The organism is Streptomyces sp. NPDC003011 (assembly GCF_053591515.1).
This window is the reverse complement of the sequence record NZ_JBSFTY010000055.1, coordinates 1-22,314: the sequence shown is the minus strand read 5'-3', so window position 1 is coordinate 22,314 and position 22,314 is coordinate 1. Positions and strand designations below refer to the sequence as shown.

19 protein-coding genes are annotated in these 22,314 nt (G+C 71.5%); 17 read left to right on the top strand and 2 right to left on the bottom strand.

The annotated features are described in order from the left end of the window. Positions 1 to 27: 27 nt before the first annotated feature. Both ACWD0J_RS26425 and ACWD0J_RS26420 read right to left on the bottom strand, forming a co-directional pair. A complete protein-coding gene (locus tag ACWD0J_RS26425; RefSeq protein WP_451498327.1) occupies positions 28 to 798 on the bottom strand; it encodes a DeoR/GlpR family DNA-binding transcription regulator in 771 nt (256 codons plus the stop codon). Between the two features lie 299 nt (positions 799 to 1,097). Beyond that, positions 1,098 to 1,907: an NAD-dependent epimerase/dehydratase family protein gene (locus tag ACWD0J_RS26420; RefSeq protein WP_451498326.1), complete on the bottom strand. Its 810-nt coding sequence runs from the start codon at positions 1,905 to 1,907 to the stop codon at positions 1,098 to 1,100. Positions 1,908 to 2,134: 227 nt separating this feature from the next. On the opposite strand from ACWD0J_RS26420, the gene ACWD0J_RS26415 reads away from it, so the two are divergent. The 17 genes from ACWD0J_RS26415 to ACWD0J_RS26335 all read left to right on the top strand — a co-directional run bounded on the left by ACWD0J_RS26415 (position 2,135) and on the right by ACWD0J_RS26335 (position 22,076). Beyond that, positions 2,135 to 3,097 carry a 5-dehydro-4-deoxyglucarate dehydratase gene (locus ACWD0J_RS26415; RefSeq protein WP_451498325.1) on the top strand — a complete coding sequence of 321 codons (963 nt, stop codon included), beginning with the start codon at positions 2,135 to 2,137 and terminating at the stop codon, positions 3,095 to 3,097. 76 nt (positions 3,098 to 3,173) lie between these two features. Then, positions 3,174 to 4,337 (top strand): hypothetical protein, encoded by a 1,164-nt coding sequence (locus ACWD0J_RS26410; protein ID WP_451498324.1) that lies wholly within the window; start codon positions 3,174 to 3,176, stop codon positions 4,335 to 4,337. A gap of 382 nt (positions 4,338 to 4,719) precedes the next feature. Continuing rightward, positions 4,720 to 5,310 carry a TIGR03086 family metal-binding protein gene (locus ACWD0J_RS26405; protein WP_451498323.1) on the top strand — a complete coding sequence of 197 codons (591 nt, stop codon included), beginning with the start codon at positions 4,720 to 4,722 and terminating at the stop codon, positions 5,308 to 5,310. 67 nt (positions 5,311 to 5,377) lie between these two features. After that, a complete protein-coding gene (locus ACWD0J_RS26400; RefSeq protein WP_451498322.1) occupies positions 5,378 to 6,130 on the top strand; it encodes an MBL fold metallo-hydrolase in 753 nt (250 codons plus the stop codon). A gap of 142 nt (positions 6,131 to 6,272) precedes the next feature. Then, positions 6,273 to 6,941: a GntR family transcriptional regulator gene (locus ACWD0J_RS26395; RefSeq protein ID WP_451498321.1), complete on the top strand. Its 669-nt coding sequence runs from the start codon at positions 6,273 to 6,275 to the stop codon at positions 6,939 to 6,941. Continuing rightward, a complete protein-coding gene (locus ACWD0J_RS26390) occupies positions 6,938 to 7,846 on the top strand; it encodes a dihydrodipicolinate synthase family protein (RefSeq protein WP_451498320.1) in 909 nt (302 codons plus the stop codon). The genes ACWD0J_RS26395 and ACWD0J_RS26390 overlap by 4 nt, the downstream gene beginning before the upstream one ends. After that, on the top strand, positions 7,843 to 9,579 hold the full coding sequence (gene araD, locus ACWD0J_RS26385; protein WP_451498319.1) for an L-arabinonate dehydratase: 1,737 nt from the start codon (positions 7,843 to 7,845) through the stop codon (positions 9,577 to 9,579). The genes ACWD0J_RS26390 and araD overlap by 4 nt, the downstream gene beginning before the upstream one ends. Before the next feature lie 118 nt (positions 9,580 to 9,697). Then, complete coding sequence (locus tag ACWD0J_RS26380; protein WP_451498318.1) at positions 9,698 to 10,633, top strand: carbohydrate ABC transporter permease; 936 nt, start codon at positions 9,698 to 9,700, stop codon at positions 10,631 to 10,633. Next, the gene (locus ACWD0J_RS26375) at positions 10,630 to 11,526 is read left to right on the top strand and encodes a carbohydrate ABC transporter permease (protein WP_451498317.1); all 897 of its coding nucleotides are present in this window, start codon (positions 10,630 to 10,632) and stop codon (positions 11,524 to 11,526) included. The genes ACWD0J_RS26380 and ACWD0J_RS26375 overlap by 4 nt, the downstream gene beginning before the upstream one ends. Then, entirely contained in the window at positions 11,523 to 12,824 is a 1,302-nt protein-coding gene (locus ACWD0J_RS26370; RefSeq protein WP_451498316.1) for a pectate lyase family protein, read from the top strand. Before ACWD0J_RS26375 ends, ACWD0J_RS26370 begins: the two co-directional genes overlap by 4 nt. A 5-nt stretch (positions 12,825 to 12,829) precedes the next feature. Continuing rightward, complete coding sequence (locus tag ACWD0J_RS26365) at positions 12,830 to 13,972, top strand: Gfo/Idh/MocA family protein (protein ID WP_451498365.1); 1,143 nt, start codon at positions 12,830 to 12,832, stop codon at positions 13,970 to 13,972. Continuing rightward, positions 13,969 to 14,817 carry a DUF6807 domain-containing protein gene (locus ACWD0J_RS26360; protein ID WP_451498315.1) on the top strand — a complete coding sequence of 283 codons (849 nt, stop codon included), beginning with the start codon at positions 13,969 to 13,971 and terminating at the stop codon, positions 14,815 to 14,817. The genes ACWD0J_RS26365 and ACWD0J_RS26360 overlap by 4 nt, the downstream gene beginning before the upstream one ends. Next, on the top strand, positions 14,814 to 16,358 hold the full coding sequence (locus tag ACWD0J_RS26355; protein WP_451498314.1) for a family 43 glycosylhydrolase: 1,545 nt from the start codon (positions 14,814 to 14,816) through the stop codon (positions 16,356 to 16,358). The genes ACWD0J_RS26360 and ACWD0J_RS26355 overlap by 4 nt, the downstream gene beginning before the upstream one ends. A gap of 45 nt (positions 16,359 to 16,403) precedes the next feature. Next, the gene (locus ACWD0J_RS26350) at positions 16,404 to 18,389 is read left to right on the top strand and encodes a pectinesterase family protein (protein WP_451498313.1); all 1,986 of its coding nucleotides are present in this window, start codon (positions 16,404 to 16,406) and stop codon (positions 18,387 to 18,389) included. A gap of 71 nt (positions 18,390 to 18,460) precedes the next feature. Beyond that, positions 18,461 to 19,810 carry an ABC transporter substrate-binding protein gene (locus tag ACWD0J_RS26345; protein ID WP_451498312.1) on the top strand — a complete coding sequence of 450 codons (1,350 nt, stop codon included), beginning with the start codon at positions 18,461 to 18,463 and terminating at the stop codon, positions 19,808 to 19,810. Positions 19,811 to 19,936: 126 nt separating this feature from the next. After that, positions 19,937 to 20,734, top strand: coding sequence for a rhamnogalacturonan acetylesterase (locus ACWD0J_RS26340; RefSeq protein WP_451498311.1), 798 nt, complete (start codon positions 19,937 to 19,939; stop codon positions 20,732 to 20,734). 28 nt (positions 20,735 to 20,762) lie between these two features. Continuing rightward, positions 20,763 to 22,076, top strand: coding sequence for a pectate lyase family protein (locus ACWD0J_RS26335; protein WP_451498310.1), 1,314 nt, complete (start codon positions 20,763 to 20,765; stop codon positions 22,074 to 22,076). The last annotated feature ends 238 nt before the right edge of the window (positions 22,077 to 22,314 follow it).

Here is a 22,314-nt window from a genome sequence, read left to right as displayed (position 1 = left end):
TGGGATGCCCGGCGGGGTGCGGGACGGTCAGACGCGGATGACCTGGGGGCCCAGCAGCGAGTACCGGTGGGCCTCGGCGGTGGGGAGCAGGGTGCTCGTCACGATCGCCTCCAGGACGCCGACCTCGGCGAACCGGCAGAAGCTGACCGCTCCGAACTTGGTGTGCACGCCCACGAACACCGTGCGGCGCGCGGCTCGCACCGCCTGTGCCTTGACCTCGCTGACCGCGGGGTCGGGGGTGGTCAGTCCGTGTTCGCGGGAGATGCCGTTGGCGCCGATGTAGGCCAGGTCGACGACGAAACCGGCCAGCATCTTCGTCGTCCAGTGGTCGACCGTGGCGAGGGTGCCGGAGCGGACCCGGCCGCCCAGCAGCAGGACGGAGGTGTTCTCGGTCTCGGCGAGCGCGCCCGCGACCGGCAGGGACGCGGTGACCACGGTCAGCGGCCGGTCCCTGGGCAGCGCCTCGGCGATGAGCTGCGGGGTGAAGCCCTCGTCGACGAAGACCGTCTCGGCGTCTCCGAGCAGTTCGGCGGCCGCGGCCGCGATCCGGCGCTTCTCGGGGACGTGGCTGGTCGCGCGGAAGGCGAGCGTCGTCTCGAAGCCGGCGCTCTCCACGGGATACGCGCCGCCATGGGTGCGGCGGATCAGCCCGTGGTCCTCCAGGGCGCGCAGATCCCGCCGTACGGTCTCCTTGGCCACGCCCAGTTCGGCGGCGAGCGCGGTGACGTCGACCGCGCCGGTGGCGCGGGCGACCCGTACGATCTCGCGCTGGCGTTCTTCCGCCGTCCTCGCGCCCATGCCCGTCACCCGCTTCCGTGTCGTCCTGCCCGTTCGGGCCCGGTGCGGCCCATGGGGGAAGTTCTACAGCGGTCGCGCGCCACTGACCAGGTCTGTTGTGGGCCCGATACTGCCCGGGTGGGCCCGCTTGCGGCGTGGTGTGCCCGCCCCGGACCTGCGCGGCAGGCGCGCCGGGCGTGAGAGCGGGCAGCGCGGATGCCCGAATGCGGCGGCGGACGGGCCCGTTCGGTGCCCGTCCGCCGCCGCGAGGGTATGTTTTCCGCCGTCTTCGGCGGGCGTGAGCCCGTCGCGGGCCGGGGTCAGTACGGCCAGACCGGCGGCTCGCTGACGAAGTGGCCGCCCAGGCAGGCGTGCGCCACGTTCTGCGGGTCCAGCTCGCCCTGCTCGGCGATCAGTTTCCCGGCGTACTGCTCGGAGTCGTCCTGCGGCTCGTAGCCGAGGGCCCGCGCGGTGCTCAGGTCCCACCACAGGCGGGTGTTGGCGGAGGAGCCGTAGACGACGGTGTGCCCCACGTTCTCCGCGGTCAGGGCCGCGTGGAGGAGACGGGCGCCGTCGGGCGGGCTCATCCACACCGAGAGCATGCGCACGCTGGTCGGCTCGGGGAAGCAGGAGCCGATGCGCACGGAGACGGTCTCGATGCCGTGCTTGTCCCAGTAGAACTGCGCGAGGTCCTCGCCGAAGCACTTGGACAGACCGTAGAAGGTGTCCGGGCGGCGCGGGGTGTCGATCGGGATGAGGGGGTCGTCCCCCTGGGGGCGCGGGGTGAAGCCGACGGCGTGGTTGGAGGAGGCGAAGACGACGCGCCGCACACCCTCCTCGCGGGCGGCCTCGTACACGTGGTAGGTGCCCTCGATGTTCGCCTTGAGGATCTTCTCGAAAGGGGCTTCCAGGGAGATGCCCGCGAGGTGGATGATCGCGTCGACACCCCGCACGGCCTCCCGTACGGCGTCCCGGTCGGCGAGATCCGCGGTGACGGCGTCCGGATCGCCTTCGATCGGGCGCACGTCGAGCAGGCGCAGGTCGTACCCGAAGGCCGGGAGCAGGTTCCGCATCAGGGTGCCGAGCCCGCCGGCGGCGCCGGTGAGCAGAACGGTGCGGGGAGCGGGCATCCTCGGGTCTCCTTGAATCGACGGCCGCATGGATGGATCACATTCACATGCGTGGACACGCTAGGGATCCTGCGCGTCCTCCGTCAAGTGTGGCGTGACCCTGGGAAATTCGCTTCTGTGACGCGCGTTTGCCTGCTTGACCGGCACGGAAACGGCTCCTTAGGGTGGAGTCGTTCATGAATATAGATGCGGATCAGAAACGTGAGCGCCTGTTCTAGGGAGAGCCCGTGACGTCAGCCCCCCTCGCCGCTCGACTCGGCATCCCCGGCGGGCCGCTGTTCTTCCCCGTCACCGCCTACGGCCCCGACGGCTCGGTCGACCTCGACGCCTACCGCGCGCACGTGCGCCGCGGGGTGGAGGCCGGCGCCGCCGCCGTCTTCGCGTGCTGCGGCACCGGGGAGTTCCACGCCCTCGCCCCGGAGGAGTTCGAGGAGTGCGTGCGGGCGGCCGTGGCGGAGACGGCGGGCCGGGTGCCGGTCGTCGCGGGCGCCGGCTACGGCACCGCGCTCGCCGTGCGGTACGCGCGGCTCGCCGAGGCGGCCGGAGCGGACGGACTGCTCGCCATGCCGCCGTACCTCGTGGTCGCCGGCCAGGAAGGGCTGCTGCGGCACTACCGGGAGGTGGCCGCGGCGACCTCCCTGCCGGTGATCGTCTACCAGCGCGACAACGCCGTGTTCACGCCCGAGTCGGTCGTCGAACTGGCCCGCACCGACGGGATCATCGGCTTCAAGGACGGGCTCGGCGACCTCGATCTGATGCAGCGGATCATCAGCGCCGTCCGCACCGCGGTCCCCGGCGACTTCCTCTACTTCAACGGGATGCCGACCGCCGAGCAGACCCAGCTCGCCTACCGCGGCATCGGCATCACGCTCTACTCCTCGGCCGTCTTCTGCTTCGCGCCCGAGATCGCCCTCGCCTTCTACGAGGCCCACAAGACCGGCGACGACAGCACCGCCCACCGCCTCCTCGACGGCTTCTACCGGCCCTTCGTCGAACTGCGCGCCCAGGGCCGCGGCTACGCCGTCGCCCTCGTCAAGGCCGGCGTACGGCTGCGCGGTCTCGACGTGGGGGAGGTACGGCCCCCGCTGCACGAGCCGGGCGAGGACCATGTCAAGCAGCTCGCCGGCATCGTCGAGCGGGGATACGCCCTGCTGGACGAGGGCAAGGCAACGCGCGGGACGAGCACGTGAGGACGGGGAACGGGCCGGTGAAGGCGCAGGACGAGCACGTGAGGACGGAGATCGGGCCCGTGAAGGCGGAGGACAAGTGAAGGCGTCGGCGTTCGTCTACCCCTGGGACGTCAACGGCGATCCCGAGGCACCGGGCCGCATCGCCGCGCTCGGCGTACGGCAGGCCACGCTGGCCTCCGCCTACCACTCCACCCGCGCGCTCACCCCCCGCCATCCGCGCCACCGCATCGTCACCGCCGAGCACGCGGCCGTGCTGTACCCCACGGACGACCGGTGGCAGGGGCGCAGGCTGCGCCCGTACGCCGCCGGGGACTGGGCCCCCGGGGACGCCTTCGGCGAGGCCGCCGCCGCGCTCGCGGACGCCGGTCTGGAGGTCCACACCTGGGTCGTCCTCGCGCACAACTCCCGCCTGGGCGCCGAACACCCGGACACCTCCGTCGTCAACGCCTACGGCGACCGCTACCCGTGGGCCCCGTGCATCGCGCAGCCCGGCACCCGCGCCTACCTCGTCGAGCTGGCCGCCGAGGCCGCCGTACGGCCCGGGGCGCGCGGCACCGAACTGGAGTCCCTCGGCTGGTACGGCCTCCAGCACCTGCACGCCCACGACAAGACCGGCGGGGTCGGCCTCGGGGACGCCGGCCAGTACCTGATGGCGCTCTGCTTCTGCCCGGCCTGCCGGGAGGGGTACGGCCGGCAGGGCCTGGACGCCGACGAGCTGGCCGCCGCCGTACGCGAGGCGCTGGAGCCGCTGTGGCGGGGCGCGCCCGACGACGGCGGCTGGGCGGGGGTCGAGAAGCTGCTCGGCGAGACGGCCGCGGCGGCCACGCGCGCCTGGCGCGACGACACCGCCCGCACGCTCCAGGAGGCGGCCGTCGCCGCGGTCCGCGCCGCGGCGCCCGAGGGTTTCCAGGTGCTGCTGCACGCCGACCCCGTCCCCTACCACGTCGGCGCCAACCCGGGCGTGGACCCCGCGCACATCCTGGCCGTCGCGGACGGGGTGGTCGTACCGTGCGCGGGCGGCCCCGGCCTGCTGACGCCCTTCGCGGAGCACCGGCGGGACGCCACCGTGGTCGCGGCCAACTTCGGCGTGGTCTCCGGCATGGGCGGCAGCCCGGCCACGCTCGCGGCGGACGCGGCGCGGGCCCGGGAGCTGGGCGCGACGGAACTGCGGCTGTACCACGCCGGATTGGCGTCGGACGAGGATCTCGCGAGAGCCGGGCAGGCGCTCGCCGGGCTGTGAGACGACGGGAGGCATGGGGCGGGGCCGCGGGGGACTGCGGCTGTGCCGGGCCGGGCAGGGTCGGCGCCGGACGGGCTTGACGGTGGTCCGGTCCGGGGGTGCTCGGCGGGTGCGGTGCGGGCGCGGGGGTGCTCGGCGCGGGCCGGGTGGAGGCGTGGGCTCGCTCGGGGTGGACGCGGCGTGGGTTCGGGGGCCGGGGGCCGGGGGCCAGAGGGCGGACAGCGGGCCGGGCGGAGGTAGGCCGCCGCGCGGGCTGCCGCGGGGGCCGCCACCGACGCCGGCGGGCCGGTGCGGCGGGCCGGGGCCGGCCGGTCCCGGCGTGACCGATGAGTTCCGGGCTCCCCGCCGGTCCACCTTCTCCCACCACCCAGGAGGAGCAGCGATGACCGACACCCCGCTCGATCTCGGCCCCCAGACCCGGATCCTGGCCCGCCTCGCCGACGGCGTCACCGACGGACAGCTCTCCGGCCCGACGCCGTGCCCGGACCTCGCGGTGCGCAACCTGCTGGGCCACCTGTCCGGCCTGGCCCTGGCCTTCCGCGACGCCGCGCGCAAGGACCTGGGCGTCACGACCGACACCAGCCCGGACGCCACCGTGCCCGACATCGGCCCCGGCTGGCGCGAGGAGCTCGCCAAGCTTCTCGACGAACTCGCCGACGCCTGGCGCGACCCGGCCGCGTGGACCGGCATGACCCGCGCGGGCGGCGTGGACCTGCCCGGCGAGGTGGCCGGCGCGGTGGTGACCGACGAACTGGTCGTCCACGGCTGGGACCTGGCCCGCGCCACCGGCTTGCGGTACGACCCCGACCCCGCCGCGCTGCGGTCGACGTACGACTTCCTCCTCGCCGCGGTCGACGATCCCGGCCGCGGCGACATCTTCGGCCCGGTCGTCCCGGTGCCGGCCGAGGCCTCGCTGCTGGACCGGACGGTGGGGCTCAGCGGACGGGACCCCGGCTGGACGCCGGGGCGGTGACCGGCGGGTGTGGTCCGGGGCGGTGACCGGCGGGCGCCGGCGCCCGGGGCGACCGTACGCTCCCGGCATGTCTCTCACCCTCACCGTCCTCGGCACCGCCTCCCCGCACCCGGGTCCGGACCGGCCCTGCTCCGGCTACCTGGTGCGGGGCGAGGGTGCCGACGTGTGGGTGGACGCCGGACCCGGTACCTTCGCGGAGTTGCAGCGGCACACCGATCCGGCGCGGCTCGACGCCGTCTGGATCTCGCATCTGCACGCCGACCACAGCGCCGATCTGCTGTCCGCCGTGTACGCCCTCGCGTACGGCGGGCTGACCCCGGCCGCGCCTCTTCCCGTCTACGCCCCGGCCGGCTGCGCGGACCGTCTGGCCGGGTTCCTCGGGCGGCCGGACACGGAGTTCCTGAAGGGCGTCCTCGACTTCCGGGCCTTGTCCGACGGGCACATCGCCCGGCACGGCGGCCTCACCCTCACCGCCCGAGCCGTCGCACACGACACCGAGGCGTACGGGCTGCGCGCCGCCTTCGGCGGGCGGGTGCTCGCGTACTCCGGGGACAGCGGGCCCTGCGCCGCGCTCACCGAGCTGGCCCGCGACGCCGACCTGTTCCTCTGCGAGGCCGACCTCGACGTCCATCGCGAAGGCGAACAGGTTCATCTGACCCCCGAGGACGCCGGGCGCACGGCACGGGCGGCCGGCGCGGCGGAGCTGCTCGTCACGCACGTCGGGCCCACGCTCACCCCGGAGTCGGCGACCGCGCGTGCCGCCCTGGCCTTCGGCGGGCCGGCCGCCACCGCCCGCGTGGGCGCGACCAGGACCGTCTGACCGCTCCTCGCCGCAACCTCAGCTTCCTTTGTCAGAAGCATTGACGAAACACGGGCCTCCTCCTACCTTCAACGGGTCGTACTTCGTACGTCATATATGAGACGCGATATGTGAGATCCGACGCGAGATCCGAGAGGCGCGCATGACCTCTGTGCCCACGCCGATCCCCTCCCGCACGCAGTACGTGCTGGAAGGGATCAAACACCGCATCCTCACCGGGCAGTTGACGCCGGGTCAGGCGCTTGTCGAGACCGAACTCGCCGCCCAGTTCGGGGTGTCCAAGACCCCGGTGCGTGAGGCACTCAAGACCCTGGCCGGCACCGGGCTCGTCGTGATGAACCAGTACAAGGGCGTCACGGTGCGCATGGTGGACGCGGACATGGCGCGCGAGGTCTACGACGTGCGGCTGCTGCTGGAGCCCGAGGCGCTCAAGCGGGCGGTGCGGCGCGGGGCGTCCCTGGACGCCGCGCGGGACGCGCTGACCCGGGCCGACGCGGCGACCGACACCGCCGAACGGTCCCTCGCCAACCGGGAGTTCCACCGCGCCCTGTACCTGCCGTGCGGCAACCCGCTGCTCGGCCGGATGCTCGACGAGGTCCGCGACCAGGCGGCCCTGGTCTCCGCCGTCGCCTGGGCGGCCTCGCCCTCCTGGGACCGGGAGGCCGGCGAGCACCGGGAGATCCTGCGGCTCGCCCTCGCCGGCGACGCCGACGGCGCGGGGCGCGCCCTGCACGCGCATATCGCCTCCTTCGTCGAACGGGCCTTTCCGCAAGCGGAGTCCGGGGCCCAGGGAGAGGACGGTCCGGCATGACAACGACGTTCGAGACCCAGCGGGCGGCCCTGGCCGACGTGGTGGCGATCCCGGTGACCCCGTTCGCCGAGGACGGCACCATCGACCAGGACACCCACCGGGCCCTGCTGCGTCGTCTGCTCGACGCCGGGGTGCGGACCCTCACCCCGAACGGCAACACCGGCGAGTTCTACGCCCTCACGCCCGAGGAACGGCAACGGGTCACGGAGGTGACCATCGACGAGGCGGGGGAGCGGGCCGTCATCCTCGTCGGGGTCGGCCACGACATCCCCACCGCCATCGCCTCCGCCCGCCACGCCCGCGAGCACGGCGCCCAGATGATCATGGTGCACCAGCCCGTCCACCCGTACGTCGCGCAGAGCGGCTGGGTCGACTACCACCGCGCCATCGCGGAGGCGGTGCCCGAGCTGGGCGTCGTCCCGTACATCCGCAACGCGCAGCTGCACGGCGTCCGCCTCGCCGAACTCGCCGACGCCTGCCCCAACGTGATCGGCGTGAAGTACGCCGTCCCGGACGCGGCCAGATTCGCGGCGTTCGCCCGCGACGCCGGTCTCGACCGCTTCGTGTGGGTGGCCGGTCTCGCCGAGCCGTACGCCCCCTCGTACTTCTCCGCCGGCGCCACCGGTTTCACCTCGGGGCTGGTGAACATCGCCCCGTCCGTCTCGCTGAACATGATCGAAGCGCTGCGGGCCGGCGACTTCCCGGCCGCCATGAAGGTCTGGGAGCAGATCCGCCGCTTCGAGGAACTCCGCGCGGCCAACGGCTCCGCCAACAACGTCACGGTCGTCAAGGAGGCCCTCGCCTCCCTCGGCCTGTGCCGCCGCGACGTGCGCCCGCCGAGCCGCCCGCTGCCCGAGGACGAGCGCGTCGAGGTCGCCGCCATCGCCTCCCGGTGGTCCATATGAACGAGCCCACCAGGAAGCGCCCCGAAGAGCTCAGAAGCCACCAGTGGTACGGGACCGAGGGCCTGCGCTCCTTCAGCCACCGCGCCCGCACCCGCCAGCTCGGCTACCTCCCCGAGGAACACCTCGGCAAGCCGGTCATCGCGATCCTCAACACCTGGTCCGACATCAACCCCTGCCACGTCCACCTGCGCGACCGCGCGCAGGCGGTGAAGCGCGGGGTGTGGCAGGCCGGGGGCTTCCCGCTGGAGTTCCCGGTCTCCACCCTCAGTGAGACCTTCCAGAAGCCGACCCCGATGCTCTACCGCAACATGCTGGCGATGGAGACCGAGGAACTGCTGCGGTCCTACCCCGTCGACGGGGCCGTGCTCATGGGCGGCTGCGACAAGTCCACGCCCGCCCTGCTCATGGGGGCGGCGAGCGTCGACCTGCCCGCCGTCTTCGTGCCCGCCGGCCCCATGCTGCCGGGGCACTGGCGCAACGAGGTCCTCGGTTCCGGCACCGACATGTGGAAGTACTGGGACGACAAGCGGGCCGGCCTGATCGGCGACTGCGAGATGACCGAACTGGAGAGCGGCCTGGCCCGTTCGCCCGGTCACTGCATGACGATGGGGACGGCGTCCACGCTGACGGCCGCCGCGGAGGCCCTCGGGGTCACGGTCCCGGGTGCCTCCAGCATCCCGGCCGTCGACTCCGGGCACGACCGGATGGCCGCCGCCGCGGGACTGCGGATCGTCGAACTGGTCCACAAGGACCGCAGGCTGAGCGACCTCCTCACCGAGGACGCCTTCACGGACGCGGTCACCACGGTCCTCGGACTCGGCGGCTCCACCAACGCCGTGATCCACCTGATCGCCATGGCGGGCCGGGCGGGCGTCACACTCACCCTCGACGACTTCGACCGCATCGCCCGCACGGTCCCCGTCCTCGCCAACGTCCGGCCCGGCGGACAGACGTACCTGATGGAGGACTTCCACTTCGCCGGCGGCCTGCCCGGGTTCCTCTCCCGGATCCCGGACCTGCTCCACTTGGAGCGTCCGACGGTCTCCTACGACACGATGCGCGAGCAGCTCGCCGGCGCGCAGGTGCACAACGACGACGTCATCCGGCCCCGGGACAACCCGGTGGCGGGCGAGGGCGGGGTCGCCGTCCTGCGCGGCAACCTCTGCCCGGACGGCGCGGTCATCAAGCACATCTCCGCCGAGCCGCACCTGCTCAAGCACACCGGACGGGCGGTCGTCTTCGACGACTACCGGACGATGCAGCGCACCATCAACGACCCGTCGCTCGGCATCACCGCGGACAGCGTGCTGGTGCTGCGCAACGCCGGGCCCAAGGGCGGTCCGGGCATGCCCGAGTACGGGATGCTGCCGATCCCCGACCACCTGCTCAAGCAGGGCGTGCGGGACATGGTCCGGATCTCCGACGCCCGGATGAGCGGCACGAGTTACGGCGCCTGTGTCCTGCACGTGGCCCCCGAGTCCTATGTCGGCGGTCCGCTGGCCCTCGTCCGCACCGGGGACACGATCACCCTGGACGTCGAGGCGCGCAGCCTCCATCTCGCCGTGGACGACGACGAGCTGGAGCGCAGGCGGGCCGAGTGGACGCCGCCGCCCGTCCGCTACGAACGCGGATACGGCGCGCTCTACAACGACCAGATCACCCAGGCCGACACCGGCTGCGACTTCGAGTTCCTGGCCCGTCCGGGCACGGTGCAGGACCCGTACGCGGGCTGAACCGCCGCACGGCCTCGCACACCCCTGTACAGGGAGAAAGCGCTTCCCGCACGACGACGCACGACGACGCACGACGCACGCACGACGCACGCACGACGTACGAGAACGGAGAACTGTCATGGCCCAAGCCGCAGCCGTGGCGAAACCGCCCGCGCCACCCCGGCGGCGCCGTGCCTCCGCCACACCGCGCAAGCTGCCGTACCTGCTGATCGCCCCGGCGGCCCTGCTCATGCTGGGGTTCATCGCCTACCCGGTGATCAGTGTCTTCTACTACAGCCTGCAGAACTACAACCCGACCAAACCGTGGCGGAACGGCTACGCGGGCTTCGACAACTTCGTCCACGCCTTCACCGACGACCCGGTGTTCTGGGACACGCTGATCTTCAGCGCCAAGTGGGTGTTCGTCGAGGTCGGGCTCCAGCTGCTGTTCGGTCTGGCGCTGGCGCTCATCGTCAACCAGACCTTCGTCGGCCGGGGACTGGGCCGCGCACTGGTCTTCTCCCCGTGGGCCGTCTCCGGTGTGCTGACCTCCGCGATCTGGGTGCTGCTCTACAACTCCCAGACGGGCATCACCCGTTACCTCGCGGACCTGGGCATCGGCAGCTACGGCACCAGCTGGCTGTCGGACACCTCGACCGTGTTCCCGGCGGCGATCATCGCCGACCTGTGGCGTGGTGTCCCCTTCTTCGCGATCCTCATCCTCGCCGACCTGCAGTCCGTCTCGAAGGACCTGTACGAGGCCGCGGAGGTGGACGGGGCGAGCCGCGTCAAGCAGTTCTGGCACATCACGCTGCCGCACCTGAAGGACGCGATCATCCTGTCCACGCTGCTGCGCGCGGTGTGGGAGTTCAACAACGTCGATCTGCTCTACACCCTCACCGGCGGCGGACCCGCGGGCGAGACGACGACGCTCCCGCTCTACATCGCCAACACCAGCGTCGACGCGCACAACTTCGGTTACGCGTCCGCCCTGACCACGGTGGCGTTCGTGATTCTGCTCTTCTGCTCGATGGTCTATCTGCGCCTGAGCAAGTTCGGAGGTGGGGACAAGTGATCACCAAGGAGGCCACCCCGGCGGCACCCGCTCCCGCGCGGGTGATCACCGACCCCCCGCGCCCGCTCAAGGCCGGCCGCAACTGGGACGAGGTCCCGCGCTGGCAGATCTGGCTGCCGCTCGGCATCTACCTCGTCTTCACCCTGATCCCGTTCTACTGGATCCTGCTCTTCGCGCTGCGCCCGGCCGGCTCGACCTCGCTGGTGCCCTGGCCGATGACCTTCGTCCACTTCGAGAAGGTGTGGACGGAGCGCAGCTTCGCCACCTACTTCGAGAACAGCCTGCTCGTCGGTCTCGCCACCCTGGTGATGACGACCCTGGTCGCGCTGGCCGGCGGCTACGCCCTCGCCCGGTTCGACTTCAAGATCAAGAAGGCCTTCATGCTGGGGCTGCTGTGCTCCCAGTTCGTGCCGGGCGCGCTGCTGCTGGTGCCGCTGTTCGAGATCTTCGCCGAGCTCCAGATGATCAACTCGCTGGTCAGTGTCATCATCGCGGAGACCGTCTTCCAGCTCCCCCTGTCGATGATCCTGATCAGCAACTTCATCAAGAACGTGCCGTACTCGCTGGAGGAGGCGGCCTGGGTCGACGGCTGCAACCGGTTCACCGCGTTCCGGATCGTCGTCCTGCCGCTGCTCCGGCCCGGTCTGATCGCCGTCGGCTCCTTCGCGTTCGTGCACTCCTGGAACCACTTCCTGTTCGCCCTGATGTTCCTGAACAACCAGAGCAAGCAGACCATCCCCGTCGGCCTCAACACCCTGATGAGCGCCGACAGCGTCGACCTCGGCGCGCTCGCCGCGGGCGGCATCATCGCGGCCGTACCCGTCGTGATCGTGTTCGCCTTCATCCAGAAGTGGCTGATCACCGGCTTCAGCGCGGGGGCGGTGAAGGGGTGACGCGGAAACGAGTCCTGCACCTCACGGCGGCCGTCGGCCTGCTTGGCGTCCTGGGCACGCCCGCGGGGGCCGAAACCCGCGACATCAGCCGTGACACGCTGCCCGCGAACGACGGCTGGGCGGCGTACGGCACCGGCACCACCGGAGGCGCCGCGGCCGACGACGCCCATGTGTACACGGTCACCGACCGCGCCGGGCTGGTCCGGGCGCTCGACGGCGGCAGCGACACCCCGAAGATCATCAAGATCGCCGGGACCATCGACGCCAACACCGACGACGACGGCGACCACCTGGACTGCGCCGACTACGCCACCGACGGCTACAGCCTGACGAAGTACCTGGCCGCCTACGATCCCCGCACCTGGGGTGCGGCCAAGCCCAGCGGTCCGCAGGAGGAGGCCCGCCAGGCCTCCGCCGCCCAGCAGGCCGAGCGGGTCGTCCTGCGCGTCGGCTCCCACACCACGATCGTCGGCCTCGGCTCCAAGGCCGTCCTCAAGGGCGCCGGCCTCCAGGTCGACAACGCGGACAACGTGATCATCCGCAACCTCGAACTGCGCGACGCCTACGACTGCTTCCCCGTCTGGCAGCCCAACAGCGGCGGCCTCGGCGACTGGAAGACGGCGTACGACACCCTCTGGCTGCGCGGCGCCACCCACGTCTGGGTCGACCACGTCACGGCCTCCGACAAGGGCCACCCGGACGAGAAGGAACCCACCTACTTCGCCCGCAACCACCTGCGCCACGACGGCCTGCTGGACATCACCAACGGCTCGGACCTGATCACCGTCTCCTGGAGCCGGTTCGCCGACCACGACAAGGCGATGCTGATCGGCAACGGGGACACCGCCACCGGCGACCGCGGCAAGCTCCGGGTCACCCTGCACCACAACGAGTTCGAGTCCGTCGTCCAGCGCGCCCCGCGCGTGCGCTTCGGCCAGGTGCACCTCTACAACAACCGGTACGTCGTCCCCGAGGACGCCCACGACTACCGCTACTCCATCGGGGTGTCCACCGAATCGGCGATCCGCGCCGAGAACAACGCCTTCCACACCCCCGGCCACGTGGAGGCCGCCGACCTGGTCAAGAGCTGGAACGGCTCCGCCCTGCACCAGAGCGGCACCCTCTTCAACGGCTACCCGGTCGACCTGCTCGCCATCCACAACGCCTACAACTCGGGCAGCGAGCGCGACCTCACGGCCGACGTCGGCTGGGTACCCACCCTGCACACGAAGATCGACAGCGCCGCCACGGCCGACCGAGAGGTGGCACGCGGCGCGGGCGCAGGGAGGAATCCGTGAGCGAGATGAACGTACCCATCGTCCTGGCGGGTGCGCGCGGCCACGGCCGCTGGCACCTGGACAACATCCGCCGGCTCCAGGACAAGGGCATCGTGCGCCTGGCCGGGATCTGCGAGCTCACCCCGCTGGCCGGGGACGAGATCCCCGAGGGCCTCGGCACGCCCGAGCAGTCCGCCGACCTCGGCGCCCTGCTCGACTCCACCGGCGCCCGGATCGCGGTGATCTGCACCCCGATCCCGACCCACACCGACCTGGCGCTGACGGCCGCGGCCAGGGGCGTGCACCTGCTCCTGGAGAAGCCGCCCGCCCCCTCGTACGCCGAGTTCCGCCGGATGGCCGACGGGGTGGCTTCGGCGGGGGTCGCCTGCCAGATCGGCTTCCAGTCGCTGGGCTCGCACGCGGTGCCCGCGATCCGCCGGTTGATCGCCGAGGGCGCGATCGGCGAGATCGCCGGGTTCGGCGGGGCCGGCGCCTGGGCCCGGCCCGAGGCGTACTACCGGCGCGCGCCCTGGGCGGGCAAGCGCCGCCTGAACGGTGTCGACGTGATCGACGGGGTGCTGACCAACCCGCTCGCGCACGCCGTCGCCACCGCCCTCGCGCTGGCCGGCGCGCCCCGCGCCGAGGACGTCACCACGATCGAGACCGAGCTGCTGCGCGCCAACGACATCGAGTCCGACGACACCTCGTGCGTCCGCATCACCACCGCCCAGGGCCTGCCGGTGATCGTCGCCGCGACGCTGTGCGCCGAGGACCCCGACGAGCCGTACGTCGTCGCGCACGGCAGCCGCGGTCGGATCACCTTCTGGTACAAGCAGGACCGCGTCCTGCTCCAGCGCGCCGGCCACGGCCCCGAGGAGTACGACCACGGCCGCACCGACCTGCTGGAGAACCTCGTCGAGCACCTCACCGACGGCGCCGAACTGCTGGTCACGCCGGACACGACGGGCTCCTTCATGAAGGTGGTCGAAGCGATCCGCCGGGCTCCCGACCCGGCTCCGCTGCCCGAGGGCATCTGGCACCTGCTCCCCGGCGAGCGACGCCGGGTCGTGCCCGGCATCGACGGACTCGTCGCGGCCGCCGCCGACAACCTCGCCCTCTACTCCGAGCTGGGCGCCTCCTGGGCCCTACCGAAAGAGGTGAGCACGTGAAGACGCCCCACGACACGCCGGTGCTGCGCGTGGCGGGCCGCCCGGTCGGCCGGTACGTCACCCGGCCCGAACTGCCCGACCGGCTCTCCCCGCGCCCGTACCTGCATCCCGTCACCACCCTGGCCGGCACGGTGGTCACCGAACTCGCCCCCGCCGACCACCTCCACCACCTCGGCGTCGGTGTCGCCGTTCCCGACGTCGAGGGGTTCAACTTCTGGGGCGGACGCACCTACGTCCGCGACCAGGGCCCGACCGAGCTCGACAACCACGGCGTCCAGCGCCACGCCGCGTTCCAGCTGAGCGACCCCGACGGCTTCGTGGAGGAACTGCGCTGGGTGGCCGCCGGAGCCGAGCTGCTGCGCGAACGCCGTACCGTCGCGGCCACCGAACTGACCGACACCGCCTGGGCGCTGGACTTCACCTTCTCCCTCACCAACGTCACCACCGGCCCGCTGTCGATCGGCAGCCCGGCCACCAACGGGCGCCCCGGCGCGGCCTACGGCGGCTTCTTCTGGCGTGCCCGCAAGGAGGACCGGTCCCCGGACGTGTTCACCGCGGGCACCGAGGGCGAGGCGCAGGTGCACGGCGCCCGCGCCGACTGGCTCGCCCTGGCCGGCGCCACCTGGACCCTGGTCTTCGCCGGCGCCACCGAACGGACCCGCCGCGACCCGTGGTTCGTGCGCACCACCGAGTACCCGGGCGTCGGCTCGTCCCTGGCGTCCGACGAGCGGCTGACGGTCGCGCCGGGCGACACCGCCGTACGGCGGATCGTCACGGTGGTCGCCGACGGCCGCCTCGACCGCGACGGGGCAGCCGCCCTCATCAGGAAGGCGGTGAGCCCGTGACCGCCGAGACGTACACGAACCCCGTCCTGAACGCCGACTGGTCCGACCCGGACGTCGTCCGCGTCGGCGACGACTTCTACCTCACCGCCTCCAGCTTCGGCCGCGCCCCCGGCCTGCCGCTGCTGCACTCCCGCGACCTGGTCAACTGGACGCTCGTCGGCCATGCCCTCGAACGCCTGGAGCCGGCCGGCGAGTTCAGGACCCCGCGGCACGACTGCGGGGTCTGGGCCCCGTCACTGCGGCACCACGACGACCGCTTCTGGATCTTCTGGGGCGACCCCGACCAGGGCATCTTCCAGATCAACGCACCCGAGATCAGGGGCCCTTGGACCCGCCCGCACCTGCTCAAGGAGGGCAAGGGCCTGATCGACGCCTGCCCCCTGTGGGACGAGGAGAGCGGCGAGGCGTACCTCGTGCACGCCTGGGCCAAGTCCCGCTCCGGCATCAAGAACCGCCTCACCGGTCACCGCATGCACCCCGACGGCACCTCCCTGCTCGACGAGGGCAAGGTGATCGTCGACGGGGACCGCATCCCCGGCTGGTTCACCCTCGAAGGCCCCAAGCTCTACCGGCACGACGGCTGGTTCTGGATCTTCGCCCCCGCCGGCGGGGTGGAGACCGGCTGGCAGGGCGCCTTCCGCTCCCGCGGCTTCTTCGGACCGTACGAGGAGAAGGTCGTCCTGGAGCAGAAGGACACCGACGTCAACGGGCCGCACCAGGGCGGCTGGGTGCGCACCCAGACCGGCGAGGACTGGTTCCTGCACTTCCAGCAGCGCGGCGCCTACGGCCGGGTCGTGCACCTCCAGCCGATGCGCTGGGGCGAGGGGGGCACCTCCCGCTCGGGCGAAGCCGGGAGCGGCGGAGGCTGGCCGGTGCTCGGCGACGACGGCGCGCCCGTGGCCGTACACCGCAAGCCCGACCTGCCGCCTCAGCCGGCCGCCGCGCCCGCCACCGACGACGACTTCCCCGGCGGACGCTTCGGGCGTCAGTGGCAGTGGACGGCCAACCCGCAGGACGGCTGGGCCACCCAGCACTCCGGGGACGGCCTCAGGCTGTCCTGCGTCCGCTCGGCCGACGCGCACGACCTGCGCAAGCTGCCGAACATCCTCACCCAGCGGCTGCCGGGCACCCCGTGCGCCGTCGAGGTGGAGCTGACCCTGCACGGCGAGGACCCCGGGGCGCGGGCCGGACTGGCCGTCCTCGGCGACGCCTTCAGCTGGATCGGGCTCCAGCGGGGGAGCGACGGCGCCGTCCACCTCGTGCACCGGTTCGCCGAGGCCGTCGCCGAGCGGGAACGGGACGCCGACCACCCGCGCCTCGCCCCCGGGGGACGGGCCAGGCTCCGCATCGAGATCGGCACCGGAGCGCGCTGCCGCTTCTTCCACGACGTCGGCGACGGCCCGCGTCGCTCCGGCCCCGTCTTCGCCGCCACCCCCTGGCGCTGGGTCGGTGCCCTGCTCGGCCTGTTCGCCCTCGCGCCCGCCGGACCGGGACACGCCGGTGCGGCGACCTTCGAGACCTTCCGGATCACCGACCTGTAAGAGAACGCGTTCGTCACACCTTTTGCACGCCTGTTGGGAGCCGCAATGACGCACCTCCATAGCAAGCGCTTGCCGAGACCGGGTCACGGCAAGGTCGTCGCCACCGTCCTCGGCCTCGTGGCCGCGCTGAGCCTCGGCGCGGTCGGGGAGGCCGACGCCGTCCCCGGGAGGTCTGCGCCAGCCGTGGACCGCTGGACCGACCGGCCGCACGGTTTCGCCTCCCTCGCCGGTGGCACCACCGGCGGCGCGGGCGGCAAGGTCGTGACGGTCACCGACCAGGCCTCGCTGGCCAGGTACGCGGCGGCCGAGGAGCCGTACATCATCCGGGTGGCGGGGGCGATAGCCGTCGAGCCCTTCGGCTCGGACATCGTCGTGGCCTCGGACAAGACGATCATCGGGGTCGGTGTCACCGGCGAGATCGTCCACGGCGAACTGCACCTCGATCCCGGCACGCACAACGTGATCATCCGCAACCTGACGATCCGGGACTCGGCGGTCGAGGGCAACTGGGACTGCAAGGACACCGACTTCGACGGCATCCAGATGGACACCGTCCACCACGTGTGGATCGACCACAACCGCTTCTCGAACCTCTGCGACGGTCAGCTGGACATCCGCAAGGACAGCGACTACGTGACCGTCTCCTCCAACCGGTTCGAGAACAACAACAAGACCTTCGGCCTGGGGTGGACGGCCAACGTCACCACACAGATCACCATCGACCACAACTGGTTCGCGAACACCAAACAGCGCAACCCCTCCGTGGACAACGCCGCCCGCGCCCACCTGTACAACAACTACCTGACGGCGCAGGCGGACCCCGGCGACCCCGTGTGGACGTACGGCAACTGGTCGCGCGGCCGGACCAGGATGGTCATCGAGAACAGCTACTACCGCGACGTCCAGCACCCCTACCAGGCCGATGCCACCGCCGAGCTGGTCGAGCGCGGCTCGATCCTGAGGAACACGACCGGCCGGCACGACGAGTGGGGCGCCGCGTTCGACCCACGGGACTTCTACGACTACCGGCTCGACCCGGCCGCCGCCGTGCCGGCGCTGGTCACGCGCTACTCCGGCCCGCAGCGGCGGATCGGCGACCCGGTGACGCTGCACGTCCCGGCCGACTACCCGACCGTCCAGGCCGCGGTGGACGCCGTGCCCGACGGCAACGCCGAGCCGGTGACCATCGCGGTCGCGCCGGGCACGTACCGGGCGAAGGTCCTCATCCCGGCGACCAAGCCGAACATCGTGTTGCAGGGGACTGGACAGGACCGCTCGGACACCGTCATCGTCTACGACACGCCTGCCGCGTACGGGGGCTCCACGGGGAGCGCGACCGTACGGATCGCCGCGAACGACGTCACCGCCCGCAACCTCACCTTCAGCAACGACTTCGACGAGGCCGCGGTCGAGCTCGGCGCCGAGCAGGCCCTCGCCATGAAGACGACCGGCGACCGGATCGTCTTCGAGGACACCGCCTTCCTGGGCAACCAGGACACCCTGATGACCGACAGCCCCAAGCTGGACGTGATCAGCCGGGTCTACATCCGCGACTCGTACATCGAGGGCGATGTCGACTTCGTGTACGGACGCGCGACCACCGTCGTCGAGCGCTCCGTCATCAAGGCGCTCAGCCGGGGTTCCACCACCAACAACGGCTACATCACGGCCGCCTCGACCTGGACGGGCAACCCGTACGGGTTCCTGATCACCCGGTCGAAGATCGTGAGCGACGCGCCCGCCGGCTCCTTCCACCTCGGACGGCCCTGGCACCCGGGCGGGGAGCCGCAGGCGGTGGCCCAGGTGCTGATCCGCGACACCGAGCTGCCCGCCGCGATCAAGTCCTCGCCGTGGACCGACATGGGCGGGTTCTCATGGAAGGACGCGCGGCTGGCCGAGTACCGCAACACCGGACCGGGAGCGGCCGTGACCGCGGACCGGCCGCAGCTGAGCGACGCCGACGCGAAGGCGTACACCGTCGCGCAGTACCTCAAGGGCACGGACGGCTGGGCGCCGCACGCCCGCCGCTGAGTGCCGTGTCCCGACCTCAGACCCCCCACAACTTCACATCTCCGCTGGGATCCAGAAGAAAGAGCCGACCAATGAAGATCAGCATCCGCAGAAGCAGGCGCGCTGCCATAGCCGTCGCCCTGGGTTCCGTCCTCGCGCTGACCGCCACCGCCTGCGGTGACGACGGCAGCGGTTCGGGCGGTGACACGGGCGCCGACGGCAGCGGCAAGGGCAAGATCGTCTTCTGGGACAACAACGGCGGTGTGCGCACCGACATCTGGAAGGAGGTCATCGCCGACTTCGAGAAGGCGAACCCGGACATCGACGTCGAGTACGTCGGGATCGCCTCCACCGAGTACCAGTCGAAGGTCGACACCGCCATCCAGGGCGGCGGTCTGCCGGACGTCGGCGGTGTCGGCGCGGCGATGATCGCGGCGATCTCCGCGCAGAACGCGCTGGAACCGCTGGACGACCGGCTGGCCAAGTCCTCCCTCGACGGCAAGCTCAACGAGGACATGCTCAAGTCGCTGAAGGCGGCCGGCGGCGGGGACGGCACGCTGTACTCGATCCCGACCTCCGCCAACAACGGTGTCCTCTACTACCGCACCGACCTGTTCGAGCGGGCGGGCCTGGAGGCGCCGACGACCTGGGACAGGTTCTACGAGGCCGCGGACAAGCTCACCAACGTCGGCAAGAACGAGTTCGGTTACACCATCCGCGGTGGCGCCGGTTCCATCGCGCAGGCGCTGGACGCGATGTACGGGCAGTCCGGCATCACGTCGTTCTGGGACGCGAGCGGCGAGAAGACCACGGTCAACGACCCGAAGAACGTGGCGGCGCTGGAGAAGTACGCGGACCTCTACAAGAAGGTCACCCCCGCCGCCGACCTGAACAACGACTTCACCAAGATGGTCGCCCAGTGGGACTCCGGCACGATCGGGATGCTGAACCACAACCTGGGTTCCTACCAGGACCATGTGAAGGCGTTCGGGACGGACAAGTTCCGGGGGATTCCGCAGCCGACCGGGCCCGGCGGGAAGCGGGTCCAGGTCTCCAACCCCGTGGACGGGCTCGGCCTGTTCAAGAGCTCGAAGAACAAGGGCGCCGCCTGGAAGTTCATCAAGTTCGCCACCTCGCACGCGGAGAACTCGAAGTTCAACGAGTCGGCCGGTCAGGTGCCGTCGAACAACGACGCCGCGCAGGACGCGTGGGTCTCCAAGGCCGAGCCGACGAAGCTGGCCGCCGAGGCGCTGAGCGACGGTTCCACGACGATCGTGCAGCTGCCGTACTACCTGCCGGACTGGGGCACGATCTCGAAGTCGGACAACGAGCCGAACTTCCAGAAGGTGCTGCTCGGGAAGATGAGCGCGAAGGACTTCCTGGACACGCTCGCCGAGCAGCTGAACACCGCTCAGGCGGAGTGGAACGAGCAGAAGGGCTAGGAGCCCGGTCGTCGGCCGTCCGTGGCCGGCCGCGCGGTTCCCCGCGCCCCTTCGGGGGCGCGGGGGGCCACCCCCCATGTGAAAGGCACCGTCATCTCGTTAGGCCGCTGAGAAAGGCACATCGTCGTGTCGCTCACCCGCAGACAGGTCACCACCGCGGCGCTCGGCGCCGCTCCTCTCGCTCTTTCCGCAACCGGTACCGCGCGGGCCTCGGGCCGTCGTACGCGGACCCTCTACCTCGCCGGTGACTCCACCGCCGCCCAGAAGTACGCCGACGCCGCCCCCGAGACCGGGTGGGGCATGGCGCTTCCGTTCTTCCTGCACAAGGACCGGCCCGTCGCCAACCACGCGGTGAACGGGCGCAGTTCGAAGAGCTTCGTCGACGAGGGACGGCTCGACGCCATCCTCTCCGCGATCCGGCCGGGGGACTTCCTGCTCGTCCAGTTCGCGCACAACGACGAGAAGACCACGGACCCCACCCGCTACACCGAGCCCTGGACGACGTACCAGGACTATCTGCGCCTGTACATCGACGGCGCACGGGCCCGCGGAGCGCGGCCCGTGCTCGCCACGGCCGTCGAGCGGCGGAGGTTCGACGCGAGCGGCAACGCCGTGCCGAGCCACGGCGACTATCCGGCGGCGATGCGTGCGCTCGCCGAGGAGGAGCGCGTGGCGCTGCTCGACCTCCAGGCCCTCTCGCTCGCGCTGTGGCAGAAGCTCGGCGCCGAGGAGACGAAGAAGTACTTCAACTGGACCGCGACCGAGCAGGACAACACGCACTTCAACCCGCCGGGCGCGATCGCCGTGGCCCGGCTGGTCGCCGCCGAGCTGCTGCACCACCGGGTGCTGGCGCCCCAGGACGTGCGCCGGCTCGACGCGGAGATCCCGGAGTCCTGGATCACCTGGCCGACGGCCACCGCGTAACCACCCTTCTTCGAGAGAGAGCCGCACCATGAACACACGTGTATGGCATGGGCATGTCACCACGAAGGTCGCCGTGCTGATCGGCTGCACCGCGCTCGTCCTCGGTGTCACCGGCACCACCGCCCAGGCCGGGTCCCGTGACCTCGGTCGCCAGGTCCTCGGGGCGAACGACGGCTGGGGCTCCGAGGGGGCGGGGACGACCGGCGGTTCGGCCGCGGACGCCGAACACGTCTACACCGTCACCACCTGGGCGGAGTTCAAGGCCGCCCTGAAGGCCGGCGGCACCGCACCCAAGATCATCAAGGTGAAGGGGATGATCGACGCCGTCTCGGAGGGCTGCGAGGCCTTCGTCACGGGCGGCTACGACCTCCAGCAGTACCTGAAGGACTACGACCCGGCCGTCTGGGGCAACGACCAGGTCGCCAGCGGTCCGCAGGAGGACGCCCGGGTCGCGTCCGCCGCCAAGCAGGACGCGGAGATCAAGGCCGCCGTCCCCAGCAACACCACCATCGTCGGCGTCGGCAGGAACTCCGGCATCCTCGGCGGCAGCCTTCAGATCAAGGGTGTCTCGAACGTCATCCTGCGCAACCTCACCATCGAGGCCCCGCTCGACTGCTTCCCGAAGTGGGACCCGACCGACGACAACAAGACCGGCAACTGGAACTCCGAGTACGACGCCGTGGTCGTCTTCGGAACCGACCACGTGTGGATCGACCACAACACGTTCACCGACGGGCGCTACCCCGACAGCGAGCGGCCGTCCTACTTCGGCAAGGTCTTCCAGCAGCACGACGGGCTGACGGACATCGTGCGCGGCTCCAACCACGTGACCGTGTCCTGGAACCGCTTCCAGGACCACGACAAGAACATGCTGATCGGCAACAGCGACAGCACCGCCGCCCTGGACGCCGGCAAGCTCAAGGTCACCCTGCACCACAACCGGTTCGACGGAATCCTCCAGCGCTCTCCGCGGGTGCGGTTCGGACAGGTCGACGTCTACAACAACCACTACGTGGTGACCGAGGACCAGAAGGACGACTACTACATCTTCGGCGTCGGACTCTCCTCGCAGCTGTACGCCACCGACAACGCGCTCTCGCTGCCGGCCGGCGCCGGCGTCGGCAAGGCGCTGAAGAAGTGGAACGAGGCCCCGCTGACCGCAGAGAACAACTACGTCAACGGGAAGCTGACGGACCTGATCGCCGTCCACAACGCCGAGATCCCCGCGGAGACACTCCAGTCGGGCGCGGGCTGGAAGCCGACCCTGCGCACCAAGGTCGACCGGCCGAGGGCGGTCCCGGGCATCGTCGCGCACGGCGCGGGCGCCGGCCGCCTGCGCTGAGGCCCTCCGGTACCGGCCGGGGCGGAACCCAGCGGCCGCCCCGGCCCCCACGCCTCACGCGCTCCCACGCGCTCCCCACGCGCTCCCCACGCGAGGAAGCACCGCACAGCACCCGCAAGAGCCGCACATCCAAGGAGCCACCGCATGCCCTCGCCCCACGCCCAACTCCCCCTGTCCAGAAGGGGATTCCTCCTGGCGGGCGCCGGAGCGGGCGCCGCGCTCGCCCTCGCGCCGGCCC

Excerpts from the sequence above, each read along its gene's own strand:
- ACWD0J_RS26425 (WP_451498327.1), bottom strand. The coding sequence starts at position 798 with ATGGGCGCGAGGACGGCGGAAGAACGCCAGCGCGAGATCGTACGGGTC.
- ACWD0J_RS26420 (WP_451498326.1), bottom strand. The coding sequence starts at position 1,907 with ATGCCCGCTCCCCGCACCGTTCTGCTCACCGGCGCCGCCGGCGGGCTC.
- ACWD0J_RS26405 (WP_451498323.1), top strand. The coding sequence starts at position 4,720 with ATGACCGACACCCCGCTCGATCTCGGCCCCCAGACCCGGATCCTGGCC.
- ACWD0J_RS26400 (WP_451498322.1), top strand. The coding sequence starts at position 5,378 with ATGTCTCTCACCCTCACCGTCCTCGGCACCGCCTCCCCGCACCCGGGT.
- ACWD0J_RS26395 (WP_451498321.1), top strand. The coding sequence starts at position 6,273 with ATGACCTCTGTGCCCACGCCGATCCCCTCCCGCACGCAGTACGTGCTG.
- ACWD0J_RS26390 (WP_451498320.1), top strand. The coding sequence starts at position 6,938 with ATGACAACGACGTTCGAGACCCAGCGGGCGGCCCTGGCCGACGTGGTG.
- araD (WP_451498319.1), top strand. The coding sequence starts at position 7,843 with ATGAACGAGCCCACCAGGAAGCGCCCCGAAGAGCTCAGAAGCCACCAG.
- ACWD0J_RS26380 (WP_451498318.1), top strand. The coding sequence starts at position 9,698 with ATGGCCCAAGCCGCAGCCGTGGCGAAACCGCCCGCGCCACCCCGGCGG.
- ACWD0J_RS26365 (WP_451498365.1), top strand. The coding sequence starts at position 12,830 with ATGAACGTACCCATCGTCCTGGCGGGTGCGCGCGGCCACGGCCGCTGG.
- ACWD0J_RS26350 (WP_451498313.1), top strand. The coding sequence starts at position 16,404 with ATGACGCACCTCCATAGCAAGCGCTTGCCGAGACCGGGTCACGGCAAG.
- ACWD0J_RS26345 (WP_451498312.1), top strand. The coding sequence starts at position 18,461 with ATGAAGATCAGCATCCGCAGAAGCAGGCGCGCTGCCATAGCCGTCGCC.
- ACWD0J_RS26335 (WP_451498310.1), top strand. The coding sequence starts at position 20,763 with ATGAACACACGTGTATGGCATGGGCATGTCACCACGAAGGTCGCCGTG.